This is a genomic window from Stenotrophomonas sp. YJH_SMC_14-1, from assembly GCF_059372275.1.
Map to the genome: position 1 here is coordinate 65417 of NZ_JCAFVK010000008.1, position 13696 is coordinate 79112.

Annotated in this window: 12 protein-coding genes; 5 read left to right on the forward strand and 7 right to left on the reverse strand. The window is 67.6% G+C overall.

All coding sequences use genetic code 11. The features are described 5' to 3' along the window. Positions 1–42: 42 nt before the first annotated feature. Positions 43–2817 (forward strand): DNA polymerase I, encoded by a 2775-nt coding sequence (gene polA / locus AC5P9P_RS16450; RefSeq protein WP_033833834.1) that lies wholly within the window; start codon positions 43–45, stop codon positions 2815–2817. 340 nt (positions 2818–3157) lie between these two features. After that, the gene (locus tag AC5P9P_RS16455; RefSeq protein ID WP_024957711.1) at positions 3158–3637 is read left to right on the forward strand and encodes a DUF421 domain-containing protein; all 480 of its coding nucleotides are present in this window, start codon (positions 3158–3160) and stop codon (positions 3635–3637) included. Positions 3638–3679: 42 nt separating this feature from the next. Here AC5P9P_RS16455 and AC5P9P_RS16460 read toward each other — a convergent pair whose 3' ends face one another. The 7 genes from AC5P9P_RS16460 to AC5P9P_RS16490 all read right to left on the reverse strand — a co-directional run bounded on the left by AC5P9P_RS16460 (position 3680) and on the right by AC5P9P_RS16490 (position 12092). Then, entirely contained in the window at positions 3680–4843 is a 1164-nt protein-coding gene (locus tag AC5P9P_RS16460) for a hypothetical protein (RefSeq protein ID WP_495232964.1), read from the reverse strand. 95 nt (positions 4844–4938) lie between these two features. Continuing rightward, positions 4939–5835, reverse strand: a complete 897-nt coding sequence (gene hemF, locus AC5P9P_RS16465; RefSeq protein WP_049454926.1) for an oxygen-dependent coproporphyrinogen oxidase — start codon at positions 5833–5835, stop codon at positions 4939–4941. 54 nt (positions 5836–5889) lie between these two features. Next, positions 5890–7503, reverse strand: coding sequence for a hypothetical protein (locus tag AC5P9P_RS16470; RefSeq protein ID WP_111109177.1), 1614 nt, complete (start codon positions 7501–7503; stop codon positions 5890–5892). Positions 7504–7540: 37 nt separating this feature from the next. Further along, positions 7541–8677 (reverse strand): hypothetical protein, encoded by a 1137-nt coding sequence (locus AC5P9P_RS16475; RefSeq protein WP_495232965.1) that lies wholly within the window; start codon positions 8675–8677, stop codon positions 7541–7543. Positions 8678–8712: 35 nt separating this feature from the next. Further along, complete coding sequence (locus tag AC5P9P_RS16480) at positions 8713–9273, reverse strand: hypothetical protein (protein ID WP_049448203.1); 561 nt, start codon at positions 9271–9273, stop codon at positions 8713–8715. Between the two features lie 30 nt (positions 9274–9303). Beyond that, the gene (locus AC5P9P_RS16485) at positions 9304–9723 is read right to left on the reverse strand and encodes an NUDIX hydrolase (RefSeq protein WP_495232966.1); all 420 of its coding nucleotides are present in this window, start codon (positions 9721–9723) and stop codon (positions 9304–9306) included. Continuing rightward, the gene (locus tag AC5P9P_RS16490; RefSeq protein WP_033833827.1) at positions 9720–12092 is read right to left on the reverse strand and encodes a S9 family peptidase; all 2373 of its coding nucleotides are present in this window, start codon (positions 12090–12092) and stop codon (positions 9720–9722) included. The genes AC5P9P_RS16485 and AC5P9P_RS16490 overlap by 4 nt, the downstream gene beginning before the upstream one ends. Before the next feature lie 168 nt (positions 12093–12260). Here AC5P9P_RS16490 and AC5P9P_RS16495 point away from each other — a divergent pair, with 168 nt between their 5' ends. Genes AC5P9P_RS16495 through AC5P9P_RS16505 form a run of 3 tightly spaced genes read left to right on the forward strand, consistent with a single transcriptional unit; the run spans position 12261 to position 13492 of the window. Beyond that, the gene (locus AC5P9P_RS16495) at positions 12261–12590 is read left to right on the forward strand and encodes a hypothetical protein (RefSeq protein ID WP_005411618.1); all 330 of its coding nucleotides are present in this window, start codon (positions 12261–12263) and stop codon (positions 12588–12590) included. Positions 12591–12626: 36 nt separating this feature from the next. Further along, positions 12627–13280, forward strand: a complete 654-nt coding sequence (locus AC5P9P_RS16500) for an RNA polymerase sigma factor (protein ID WP_049403641.1) — start codon at positions 12627–12629, stop codon at positions 13278–13280. Continuing rightward, positions 13277–13492 (forward strand): hypothetical protein, encoded by a 216-nt coding sequence (locus AC5P9P_RS16505; RefSeq protein WP_049433077.1) that lies wholly within the window; start codon positions 13277–13279, stop codon positions 13490–13492. The genes AC5P9P_RS16500 and AC5P9P_RS16505 overlap by 4 nt, the downstream gene beginning before the upstream one ends. The last annotated feature ends 204 nt before the right edge of the window (positions 13493–13696 follow it).

Sequence of the window (13696 nt, forward strand, 5' to 3'; positions counted from 1 at the left end):
CCGTGTCGTCGCGGTGCAGGCACGGGCGCGTAGAATCGGCCCATGAGCAGATTAGTCCTGATCGACGGGTCCAGTTACCTGTACCGCGCGTTCCACGCGCTGCCGCCCCTGTCCAATGCACAGGGTGAACCCACTGGCGCACTGTTCGGCGTGGTCAACATGCTGCGTTCGACGCTGAAGGAACGCCCGGCCTACGTCGCGTTCGTGGTCGATGCGCCCGGCAAGACCTTCCGTGACGACCTGTACGACCAGTACAAGGCCAACCGCCCGCCGATGCCCGATGAACTGCGCAGCCAGGTCGAGCCGATGTGCCGCATCGTCGAGGCGCTGGGCATCAGCATCCTGCGCGTCCCCGGCGTGGAAGCCGACGATGTGATCGGCACGCTGGCCCTCCAGGGCCTGGCGCAGGACCTGAAGGTGACCATTTCCACCGGCGACAAGGACTTCGCCCAGCTGGTGCGCCCGGGCATCGAGCTGGTCAACACCATGACCGGCAGCCGCATGGATTCGGATGCGGCGGTGATGGAGAAATTCGGCGTGCGCGCCGACCAGATCATCGACCTGCTGGCGCTGATGGGCGACGCGGTCGACAACGTGCCGGGCGTCGAGAAGTGCGGGCCGAAGACCGCCGCCAAGTGGCTGGCCGAGTACCAGCACCTGGACGGCGTGATGGCAGCCGCGCCGGCCATGAAGGGCAAGATCGGCGAAAACCTGCGCGCGGCGCTGGAGCGCCTGCCGCTGAACCGCGAGCTGGTGACCATCCGTACCGACGTGCAGCTGGACGCCAGCCCGACCACGCTGGCCCTGCGCGAGCAGGATGTGCCGGAGCTGACCGAGCTGTATGCGCGCTACGGCTTCACCCAGGCGCTGAAGGAGCTGGGTGCGCCGGTGCCGGCACCGGTGGCCGCCAGCGAGGCGACCCCGAGCCTGCGCGGCACTGCGGCGGGCTTCGCGCGTGGCAGCGTCGAGGCGCCCGCCGCCGGCACGCTGGATCCGGCACTGTCCGCGCCGGGTGAATACGAGACCGTGCTGAGCGCCGAGCAGCTGCAGGCCTGGGTCGAACGCCTGCAGCAGGCCGACCTGATCAGCTTCGATACCGAAACCGATGCGCTGGACGCGATGCGTGCGCGGCTGGTGGGCATCAGCCTGGCCGTCGAGCCGGGCAGGGCGGCGTACATTCCGGTCGGCCACGATTACCCGGGTGCGCCGGCCCAGCTGCCGATGCAGCAGGTGCTGGACGCACTGCGCCCGGTGATGCAGGACCCGGCGAAGAAGAAGCTGGGCCAGCACGGCAAGTACGACCTGCACGTGCTGCGCCGCCATGGCGTGCAGGTGCAGGGCTACCACGACGACACCATGCTCGAGAGCTTCGTGCTCAATTCCACCGCCACCCGCCACGACATGGATTCGCTGGCGCTGCGCTACCTGGGCTACAGCACCATCAAGTTCGAGGACGTGGCCGGCAAGGGCGCCAAGCAGATTCCGTTCTCGCAGGTGGGCATCGACGAGGCCAGCCGCTACGCCGCCGAGGACGCCGACATCACCCTGCGCCTGCACCACGCGCTGCAGCCGCAGCTGCTGGCCGAGCCGGCGCTGGACAGCGTTTACCGCGGCATCGAGATGCCGCTGGTGCCGGTGCTGGCCAGCATCGAAGCCAACGGCGTGCGGGTCGACACCGACGAACTGCGCCGGCAGAGCCAGGACCTGTCTTCGCGCATGCTGGCCGCGCAGCAGAAAGCCACCGAGCTGGCCGGGCGCAGCTTCAACCTGGATTCGCCCAAGCAGCTGCAGGCGGTGCTGTTCGACGAGTTGAAGCTGCCGGCGGTGGTGAAGACCCCCAAGGGCCAGCCCAGCACCAATGAAGAGGCGCTGGAGGCGATTGCCGACCAGCACGAGCTGCCGCGCGTGATCCTGGAGTACCGCGGGCTGGCCAAGCTTCGCAGCACCTACACCGACAAGCTGCCGGAGATGGTCAACCCGGACACCGGCCGCGTGCATACCAGCTACCACCAGTCCGGTGCCGCCACCGGCCGCCTGTCCTCGTCGGATCCGAACCTGCAGAACATCCCGATCCGCACCGAGGACGGCCGTCGCATCCGCCGCGCGTTCGTGGCGCCGGAGGGCTTCCAGCTGCTGGCGGCCGACTATTCGCAGATCGAACTGCGGATCATGGCCCACCTGTCCGAGGACCCGGGCCTGGTGCGTGCCTTCGAGCAGGGCGCCGACGTGCACCGTGCCACCGCCGCCGAGGTGTTCGGGCGCACGCTGGAGGACGTGACCCCGAACGAGCGCCGCGCCGCCAAGGCGATCAACTTCGGGCTGATGTACGGCATGAGCGCCTTCGGCCTGGCCCGCAACCTGGGCATCGACCGTGGCCAGGCGCAGGACTACGTGGCCCTGTACTTCAGCCGCTACCCCGGCGTGCGCGACTTCATGGAGCGGATGCGCCAGCAGGCCCGCGACCAGGGCTATGTGGAAACCCTGTTTGGTCGTCGCCTGTACCTGAACGACATTCATGCACGTAACCAGGGCCTGCGCGCCGGTGCCGAACGCGCGGCGATCAACGCGCCGATGCAGGGCACCGCTGCCGACATCATCAAACGCGCGATGGTGGACGTGGACCAGTGGCTGCGTGACAGCGGCGCACCGGCACGGATGATCCTGCAGGTGCACGATGAACTGGTGTTCGAAACCGAAAGCAGTTTCGTTGAAGACTTGCGTTTGCAGGTGGTGGAGCGCATGTCGCAAGCGGCCAAACTGCGGGTGCCGCTGGTGGTCGATACCGGCGTCGGCAACAACTGGGACGAAGCGCACTGAGGGCATTTCAGGCCGAAAACGACGTGAATTCGTTCATTCGTCAGAGGTTTCTGACTCGATCATGAATGTTGTCCTGATCGAGGTTCATTAAATTGGGCCCCTTCACGAACCGTTAGTGTTCGGAGTGCTTCTATAACTCTCGACAGGCGCAACGCCTGTTGTGGATCTCTCCCATCCCCTGGAGCAGATCTCGGAACGGGGACTCCTCCCCAAGTGCCCGTTCCCCGGCCCCGTTGACCTCCCCCTGGTCAGCGGGGCTTTTTATTTGTGCCGCCGCAGCACCAGGGATGGGGTCAGATCCTTGGTGCTAGGCTGGGCTACCGTTCCACAGGGGAAGACCATGCCCGATCTGTTTGCACTGGCAATGCCCTGGTGGGAGTTCATCCTGCGCGCGGTGGTGGTCTATGTCGTGGTGCTGGGCATGGTCCGGCTTGGCGGCAAGCGGGCTCTAGGGCAGATCACGCCCTTCGACGTGCTGTTGATCGTGCTGCTGGGCAATGCGGTGCAGAACGCGCTGCTGGGCACCGATACCTCGCTGGGCGGCGGCCTGCTGCTGGCCGCGACCCTCATCCTGCTCAACTATGGGGTGGGCTGGCTGACCACCCGGAATCGACGCATGGAGCGGATGATCGAAGGAGAACCTACCGTAATCGCGCGCGATGGCCGGCTTTTGGAGGGTGTTCTCCGCCGCGAACTGATCAGCCGGGCCGATTTCGATGCTGCGTTGCGCCAGCAGGGTGGCCTGCGGATCGAGGATGTGCAGATCGCCCTGCTGGAGACGACCGGGCACATCACCATCCTTCCGCGGAAGGGCACCTGAGCGTGCAGCACCGAGCATGGGCTCGGCGCTACAGGGCATCATTCACGGTGTGCAGCGGGTATTGCCGGCCGCCGGTTTGCGCTCGTAATAGGCGAATTGATTGCCGCTGTCGATACCGATCAGGTTGCCGTTCTGCAGCAGCTGCAGCACGAAGTCGCTGCCGATATCGCGGTGGATGAGGATGCGGCCATCGCGCAGGCTTGCCCGCAGTGGCTGTTCGCGGCCACCGGCCTCAACTACACCACCCTCGAGGAAACGCAGCTGCGACAGCACGCTGCGCTCGGCTTCAAAGCTGCCACAGGGCAGTGCGGCGGCCGGCACCGGCGTGAGCGCTGCCGCGGGGGCGCTGGCGAGAACGGCAAGGTCGTTGGCCGGACCGCAGGCCGGGGCATCCGCGCGCTGTGCACAGGATCGCTGCAGCGCATCGCGGGCCTGCTGCAGGCGGCCACTGCTCCACAAGGTTTCGGCGGTGTCGGCGCAGAACGTTTCGCCCTGTTGCACGCGGCAAAGGTCGATCAGTTCATCAAGCTGTGCAGGTGGCAGAGGCGCATCCACGGAATGCTGCAGGCCGAGCAGGGCCTTGCCCATCATTTCCGAGGCAATCTCCTTGGCTGCCGTCATGCAACCCTCGGCGTCGAACGAGGGCAGCTCCTCCCTGCAGATCTCGGGAATCGGCGGCTCTTCCTTTCTGGGCGCTGCGTCCTTGGCCTGCTGCTGGTAGGTCTCCAGTAGGCGCATGCAGGCTGCGCCCACGCCCTCGGCGCACCAGGCGTGCAGTTTCACGGGTGCGGCCTCTGGCAGCGCCTCCAGGCACTCGGAGGTGTTCATCACGCAACCGCCCTCGACGGGCTGCGGCATTGTCTTGCAGGCGGCGGCGTGCTCACGGGTGAACTCGCGATAGGGCGTGCTGATCGTGCGGTCGTTGTCCGAGAAGTACCAGTTTTCCAGCTGGCCCGTGGACAGGTTGCCGGTACCGAGCACGTCTTCCTGGCGGGCGATGCGCAGCTCCTCGGTGGCCTGGTAGGGGCCGGACAGGAAGCCGTGGCCTTCGCTCTCCAGGGTCAGCGTGGTGTTGCCGCTGCTGTCCTTGTAGGTGCCGCAGGCCATCGACTGAGCGGCGGCCGGCAGGCTGGCCGAGGCCAATGCAAGCAACAGCAGGGAGCGCCAGCCCGCAGCGCGAGGGCGGGGGGAAACAGCAGCGGGCATGGGGTCATCCTTGAAGGAAGTGAGCAGGGCCTGTCCGGTGCGGGGCGCACCACAGGCAGGAGAGGGCGCCACGGGTCAGGCGTGGCGCCGGAAGATCACAGCCAGTCGCGCGGCACCAGATAGTCGGCCAGGCGCGCCTCGGCGCTGCCCGCTTCCGGGGCGAAGCCGTACTCCCAGCGCACCCGCGGCGGCAGGCTCATCAGGATGCTCTCGCTGCGGCCGCCGCTCTGCAGGCCGAACAGCGTGCCGCGGTCGTAGACCAGGTTGAACTCCACGTAGCGGCCGCGGCGGTACAGCTGGAATTCGCGCTCGCGCTCGCCATGCGCGGTGTCCTTGCGCTGCTGCACGATCGGCAGGTAGGCGTCGAGGAAACCATCGCCGACCGCACGCAGATAAGCGAAGTCGCGCTCGAAGTCGCCGTGCAGGTCGTCGAAGAACAGCCCGCCGACGCCGCGCGTTTCATTGCGGTGGCGCAGGAAGAAGTACTCATCACACCAGCGCTTGTGCGCGGCATAGCGTTCGTCGCCGAACGGAGCACACAGGTCGCGTGCCACCTCGTGCCAATGCTGCACGTCCTCGTCGAACGGATAGAACGGGGTCAGGTCGAAGCCGCCGCCGAACCAGCTGGCCACCACTTCACCGTCGCGCTGTGCCTGGAAGAAGCGCACGTTGGCATGGGTGGTCGGCACGTAGGGGTTGAGCGGGTGGAACACCAGCGACACGCCGGTGGCGCGCCAGGAGGCGCCGGCCAGTTCCGGGCGGTTGGCCGAGGCCGACGGCGGCAGGCGGCTGCCGGACACATCGGAAAAGCCGATACCGGCCTGCTCAAACACCGCGCCGTCGCGCAGCACGCGGGTGCGCCCACCGCCGCCCTCGGCACGCTGCCACAGGTCTTCCTGGAAGCGGGCCCGGCCATCGACGGCCTCGATCGCCGCACAGATGCGGTCCTGCAGGTCGGTGAGGTAGGCGCGCACGCGCTCGAATTCGTTCATGGCGCGTACTTTACCGCAGGGCCCGCCCGAAGCTGCGGACAGGCCCTGGCTGGCTCAGCGCTTGCGGTTGGAATGGCGTGGCGGCGGGGTGTCGTCTGATGCCGCGTCATCGGCCGCCTTCTGCAGCGCGCGGCCCAGATCGATCAGTTCCCAGTTCTGGGTGCCGAGGACGTCGCAGGCCACGTGCAGGCCACTGCGGTCGGCCTTGCACAGCCGGTCCAGCAGTGCATGTGCATCCACCTCGGCATCGTTGCCCTGGGCCGTGACCAGGTTCTCGCAGCCCTCGCGGACGCCGGCGCGGCAGACCGTGGTGTAGTGCTCGGCGGCCTGCAGCCAGTGCCCGGACAGCGCAAGGCGGTTGCCGAGTACGTTGCAGCCCTGCAGCTTGCCCTGCGCGCAGCAGGCTTCCGCCCCGCCGGCAGCGAGCGCCTGCGGGCAATCCTGGGGTAGCGGCAGCACGGTGTACTGCTTCGGTGCACTGCAGCGGCCCGGGCCATCGCCAGTGGGGGTGAACACCTGGAAGCGGGTCCAGGTATCCAGGCCCAGCAGTTGGCCGCCAGGCAGCGGACGCAGCACGAAGTCGCCGCCCCTGTCGTGGCGGATGCGGATGTCGCCCTCTTCGACGCGGGCGCGGAGATGACTGTTCCAGCCAACGCCGACCAGGCCGTTGTCACCGAAGTCCAGCGTGTCCATCAGACCGCCATCGGCCCGGTAGTTGCCGCAGGGCAGGGCCGTTGCCGGTTGCGGTTGCAATGATGCGCCCAGCGCCTGCAACGCCGGCAGACGCTCGCAGGTGGCGGTGTCGTTGCCCGGTGTACAGGCCGCAGCCAGCGCCTGCACCGCCAGCAGGGGATCTCCCGCGTCCCAGGACAGTTCGGCCACCCGCTCGCAGAAGCCGCCATGCGCTACCTCGCGGCACAGCCGCAGCAACTGTTGCCGCCGCTCAGCCGGAATGATCACCGGCACGGTCGGCGCCGTCATCGTCACCATGGCTTCGGTCATGGCTGCCGTCATCGCGGCCTTGACCAGCTGCGCCTGCACTGCGGGGTCGGCCTCGAGCGCGGCGGCACATGCCGGGGTTTCCTGTTCGAAGCCCCCGTTGTCACAAGCAGCGGGGAGCTTGATGCCGGACAGGGCGGCGTCGAGGGCCGCCTTCTGCTGGACAGGATCGGCCTTCACCTTAGGCTTGGCTTCATCACGCCAGCGATCAGCCAGTTGCAGGCACATGCCGGGCACGCCTTCCCGACACCCTGCTTCCAGCGCGGCCGGAGTGGCTTCGTGACGGTTGTCCAGGCAGGCCACGGCATTGGCCAGGCAGCTGCCTTCAGCCGGCGTGGCTGCGGCGGCGCACTGTTCGGGGGTCAGCAGGATGTAGGTCGTGCCATCCACCTCGACCGTGCGACCACGGTCGCGCACCTGCAGCGCGCTGGGCAGGCCATGTTCCAGATTCACCAGTTGCAGCTTTCCGTCGATCTGCTGGAATGCGACCGGAGACGGCGCACTGCCGAAGTGCTTCTGTTCGCCACGGTTGGGTGAGCTGATGCGCAGCGTGCTGCTGCCTTCGTCAGCCTTGAACAGGCCGCATTGCGGTGACTGTGCGGCGGCCATCGGTGCGGCCAGCAGCAACGCCCAGGCCAGCCAGCGCTGGCGCGGTGCGGGTGAATGCATGTCGTCTCCTTGACGATCGAACGGGAAACTCCAGGCGCTACGGCGAACCACGGCCCTCGCGCGGGGGCGTACATTCTGCCGTGCCGTGCCGTGCCGTGCCGGGCACGGGCTGGTAACGCTGGTAGGCGGTCTGTGCATCCATGCCGAGCAGATCCCCGTTGCCGAGCTGGCGCAGCACAAGGGTTTCGCCGTTCTGCTGCAGGTGGATGGCGCCGTTCTGCAGGCGGGCCCGGGTGCCATCGCCGAAGTCGAGCCTGTCGATCACGCCTCCATCGGCCTGGTAGCGGCCGCAGGGCACCTGCTGGGCCGGGACGAGGCGCAGGTCGGTGCCGGGACCGCGCAGCGGTGCGATGCGTTCGCAGCCGCTGGTGCGGCCGGCATCGCAGACCACCTGCAGCGCCTGCACCGCCAATGCGGGCTCCAGCGCGATCAGTTGCTGTGCGGCTACTTCGACGCAGAAGCGGCCACTGCGGTGCTGCAGGCACAACTGCTGCAGGCGATCGCGTGCAGCGGCCGGAAGCGGTGAATCCGGCATGTCTTCGTCTTCCTGTTGCAGGCGTTCACCGACCTTCTGCATGGCGGCGGCCAGCGCATCGCCGGTCAGCGTCTCGCAGGCCTGCGGGTCATGGCCGGGCGTGTGTTCGCGGCAGATGGGCGGGCGTTCGAAGCGCGCGGGGCTGGTGTCATCGCTGCCGGCTACAGTTGTTCCATCGCGAAGCTGGCGCAGCAGCGCCGAGCAGCCCGCGCCAACGCCTTCGCTGCACGCACGCTGGGCCTGGCCGGGTGAGGCCGTGGGCAGCCGTGCAACGCAGTGGCTGCCAGCGGCGCGGCAGCTGCCATCCATCGCGCTGGGCTCGCTGGCGCAGGCGCGGGGCTGGCGCAGGGTGTAGAGCACCACCCGGTCGTGCTCGATGCGCTGCCCATCGGCGCTGATCCGGATCGGCTGCGCCACGCCATCGTCGAGCATGACCAACCGCGTCTGTGCCGCACCGCGATCAACCCACAGCGGCTGCGGCTCGCTGCCATCATCGTGGTGGTAGCCGCTGCCGGGAGTGGTGAACACCAGCGCCATGCCGCCATCGGCGCTGCGGTACTCGCCACATTGCAGCGCATCGGCGCCGGCAGGCAGCGCAGTCAACAGCAGCAATGCGGGGAGAAGGGGCAGCAAGCGCAAGCGACGGTCCTTGTCATGCGGGAAAGGGGTGTGGCTCAGTGGAAGCGCGAGCGGATGTCCGGCCGCAACAGGCGCCAGGCCAGCCAGCCCTGAAGGCCGAGGAGCACCAATGACATGGCCACTACGGTCAGCGTGATCAACCAGCGTTTCAGATGGAGTTCCTGCTGCAGGACGGCGTCGTCGGAGAGAAACGGGATGACATCACGCATGAACACGTCCAACCAGCCGGCGATCGCAAAGTTGGCCAATGCGCTCAGCAGCAGGATCACCACAAAACTCCACAGGCCCCAGCTGCGCTCGCGCAGCAGGCCCCAGCTGGCCAGCGTCGAGGCCAGGCACAGCAGCGCGGCAATCATCGACGCGGCCACCGGATGCGCCAGAAGCCAGATCAGGCTGTGCAGGTGCTGGTCTTGTACTTCCCTCTCAACCAGATGCCAGATCGGAAGGTTGTGCAGCGGCCACAGCAGCAGCCCCTGCATCACGAAGTACACCGTGAGCAGCAGCGACAGCCAGAACGAAGCGTGTGCGATCGGGCGCACCCAGGCGTGATAGGTCGGCTGGACCAGCGAGGGAATCGGCGGGATCGACATTGACATCCGGTGTCCTTGCAATCGGTGCCCGCGCGATCAGCGGGCCGTCACCCGGGTGGCGACGGCCGGCAGGATATGGTGTTCGCTCAACGGTGCCAAGGGCTGGCCATGCGGCGGCTGCAGTGGCACCCAGGCCAGTTCGGCGATCTCGGCAAATGCCTGTGGCGTGCCGTCCACCCGCACCCACCAGGCCTGTGCCTGCACCCGATGGCCGGGTTCGTTCACCGCCCAATCCTCGAAGGTGCCCAGCGCGATGGCGGTTTCGGCGCACAGCTGCACACCGAGTTCTTCGTCCAGTTCGCGGGCCAGCGCCTGCAGCGGCGCTTCGCCGGGTTCGGGCTTGCCGCCCGGCTGGATGAAGCGGCTGGCGCCGTGCTTGCGCACCACCAGCGCCCGGCCGCGGTCATCCAGGATGACCGCGGCCACGATGTGGATCGTGGCCGCGGCGTTGCTCACTTCAGGTTCTGCTCGAACAGCTTGAGGATGCGCTTGTACTGGTCCAGCCAGGAATCGGCGCGCACATAGCCGTGGCGCTCCAGCGGGTACGGTGCGATCGACCAGTTGTCCTTGTGCAGTTCGATCAGGCGCTGGGTGAGGTTCACCGAGTCCTGGAAGAACACGTTGTCATCCATCATGCCGTGGGCGATCAGCAGGTTGTCCTGCAGGTTCTGCGCGTATTCGATCGGCGAGGACACGCGGTACGCCTCCGGATCGATGTCCGGGGTATTGAGGATGTTGCTGGTATAGCCGTGGTTGTACTGGTGCCAATCCACCACCGGGCGCAGCGCGGCGCCGGCCTTGAACGTGCCCGGCGAGCGGAACAGGGCCATGAAGGTCATGAAGCCGCCGTAGGAACCACCGTAGATGCCGGCATGGTCGCGGTCACCCTGCTGGGTGTCGACCAGCCAGTCCAGGCCGTCCTTGTAGTCTTCCAGTTCCGGGTGGCCCATGTTGCGATAGATCGCCGTACGCCAGTCGCGGCCGTAGCCCTCGCTGCCGCGGTAATCCATGTCCAGCACGATGTAGCCCTTCTGCACCAGCAGGTTGTGGAACATCTGCTCGCGGAAGTAGGCCGGGTAGCGCTGGTGCACGTTCTGCAGGTAGCCGGCGCCGTGCACGAACATCACGATCGGATACTTCTTCCCCGGTTCCTTGTTTTCGGGCTCGTAGTACTTGGCCCAGACCACGCCGGCGCCATGCTTGGACGGCACCGCCACCAGCTTCGGCTGGATCCACTGGCGCGCCTTGAACTCGGCAGTGCGGGTGTCGGTCAGCACGCGGGCCTGGCCTGCGCCGGTGCTCGGTACCACGGCCAGCTGCGCCGGCAGGTAGGCGCCGGAGTAGCGCACCAGCAGCTGCTGGCCGTCTGGGGACAGCGAGAAGTCTTCCACGCCGTTGAGGCTGGTCAGCTCGCGCACCTGGCGGCTGCCGGTGTCGACCGCGCAGACTTCGTAGTCATGCGGCGCCTGCTGGTTGCACAGGAAGTAGAAACCCTTGCCGTCGGCCGACAGCACCGGCGCCGAGGTTTCCCACTTGCCGCTGGTCAGCGCCTGCGGCTTGGCCGTGCCGGCCTGGGTGTACAGGTGCGAGAAGCCTGATTCCTCCGACAGCAGCCACAGCGTGCGGCCATCGGCCATCCAGCCGAAATCATTGAAGCCCCAGTTGATCCAGGCATTGTCGGTCAGGCGATGGCGGTTCTGCACGCGGCCGTCGGCGGCGTTGACACTGATGATCCAGCGGTCCTTGTTGTCGTTGGCACGCAGCATCACCGCGGCCTGCTGGCCATCGGGGCTCCAGCGGATGCCACCGCCCATGAAGTCGCTCATCACCTGCAGGCTGCGCTCGCCCTTCAGCGCGTCCTTGCCGGCCTTGCGGCGCAGCTCGGCCAGCGGATCGGTGCTGATGCCCGGCAGGCCGGCCAGCGAGACTTTCTCGGCCTTGCCGGTGCGCACGTCCACGTACCACAGCGTGTGCGGCTCGAAGCCGTTACGGCCGACGCGGGTGCGGGTGTCCTCGGTTTCCTCGTAGCCCGACTCGGTTACGTACAGCGGCATCTTGCCGCCACGGCCGTCATCGAAGTCCTTCGGCTTGGTCACGACGATCAGGTGGGTCAGGTCAGGCGACAGCACGCTGTCGGCGATCTCCACGTCGGCGCCCAGGTACACCGGGCCCGGCGCGCGGGTCGGGTCGGCCTGGCGCCAGCGCTGGTCCTGGTCCTTCAGTGCTTCGCGCTGGTCACGGTCGCGGCGAAGGGTTTCCAGCGTGCGCAGCTGCTGGTCGCGCAGCACGTCGGCCTTCGGCGGCGTACGCGGGTCCTTTTCGGCCTTCAGGCTGGCCACCTGCTGCACGCCGCTGGCGGCGGTCCAGTGGAACCAGTTCTGGCCGACGCGCCAGATCACGCCATTGTCGGCGGCGAAGTTCACGTTGCCCGCGCGCTCGTTGCTGCGGGTGAGCTGGGTCAGCGCGCCGCTGCGCAGGTCGCGCACGAACACATCGCCGTTGCGGACGAAGGCGCTGCGGCTGCGGCTGCGGTCGTAGACCGGCTCGGCCACGTCCAGGGTGCCGCGCTGGTCATCGGCCACCTGCGCGGCCACGCCACCGGCCACCGGCTGGCGGAAGGTATCGCGCACCGGGCTGCCGTTGCGCTTGAGCTGGTACTCCACCTGCTGGCTGTTCCACGACCACCAGGCCTTCTCGACCGGCGGACCGATCCAGTCCGGGTCGGCCATGGCCTGTTCGATGGTGATCGGCGTCGGCGCGGCATGCGCAGCCGGTGCGGCCAGCACGGCCGACAGCAGGAGGGACAGGGGCAGCACTCGGGACATGGGCGGACGGCACCAGTAGAGGAAAACCGGCCAAGCGTAGCAGCCGCACGGGCCGGGGGCAGGGGCCACAGGTCATGGCAGCGGGATTGGCAAAGTAGTGCAACCGCTGGCCGGCCTCGCGCATCCATTCTCCTGAACCCGCATCATCCATCGAACAGGAGCCCGACCATGCAGGAACTCATCCCGATCACCCTCTTCATCTGCATCGCCTACGCGATCCATGCCATTGCCGATGCGCGCGCGCGCAGCAAGCTGGTGGCCCCGCACGTGCCGGAGGAAGTGATCCGCTCGCTGGCGGTGCTGGAAGAAGAGCGCCGCCGCCAGGGCGCGCTGCGCTGGGGCATCAGCCTGGTCTGCCTGGCGCTGGCCATGGCCCTGCTGGAAGCGATGGGTGCCCGTGACCTGACCTTCGGCGCCGCCGCCGCACTGGTCGGTAGCGCCGGCCTCGGCCAGCTGCTGGCCTGGCACTTCACCCGCCCTGCTGCACGCAAGGGCTGAGGCAGGCGTGCCACGGGCACAGGGGGCGCCCCGTAGATGAGCCTGCTCGGCGAAGCACTGTCGGCACTGCGGGGCCGTCGCCGCCACGATACAGCGGCGACGGCGGCACCCGCTGCACCGCTGGATGCGGACCAGGCCCTGGTGCGGGCCATCATCGATGGCTCGCAGGCGGCCTTCGCGCAACTGGTTGAAGCCCACCAGCGCACCTGCGCGCATGTGATCGGACGCATGGTGGGCGACCGCGATCAGGTGGCCGACCTGCTGCAGGAAACCTTCCTGGCCGTGTTCCGCCAGCTGCACCGGTTCCGCTTTGAATCTTCGTTGCGTACCTGGGTTTCGCGGGTGGCCTACACCACTGCGCTGCAGCACCTGCGACGGCGACGCCTGGAAGCGCAATGGATGGTAGCGGTGGAGGTGCCGGAAGAACTTGGCATCGGTGATGAAGGCCCGGGCCCGGCGGAACTGAGCGAGGTGCTGCAGGCCGGGCGCCAGCTGGGCGCAGCACTGGAACGGCTGAGTGCGCCGCAGCGGCTGATCGTCGGGTTGCACTACCTGGAGGATTTCGATCTGGCCGAGATCGAGCAGGTGACCGGGCTGGCGCGCGGTACCATCAAGAGCCACCTGCACCGCGCGCGCCAGGTCCTGAAGCAGGAACTGACGCGGCGCGCCTCCGCTGGAGAACTGCTGTGAACCTACCCACCGACCCCCGCGATGCGGAAGAGCGCGCGCTGGCCCAGGCGTTGCGTGAGCAGGCGCAGCAGGAAGACGCGCCGGATGTGAGCGAGGCGCTGCAGAAGCGCATTGCCGCTGAGTCGCGCGATAGTGGTGTGGTCTATGTGCTGGTGCAGGTGCTGTTGTTTGGCGCGCTGCTGGCTGCAGCGGCCTGGTATTTCTGGCACTGAGGCGCCCTCCGGGCGGTGGGCCGTTCCAGTCGCCGTTGGTAGATGCCGACCTGGGTCGGCGTTTGGGCGTGTGTGCCAACCAAGGTTGGCAGCTACCAGAACGGTTGACCCCTGCGACAAAGTGAAGCAGCGCGTCACCCGGTCGCATCCCGTCTTAACGAAATCCTCCTAAAGTGGTCCGGTATCCCACCGGTCACAGGCAGG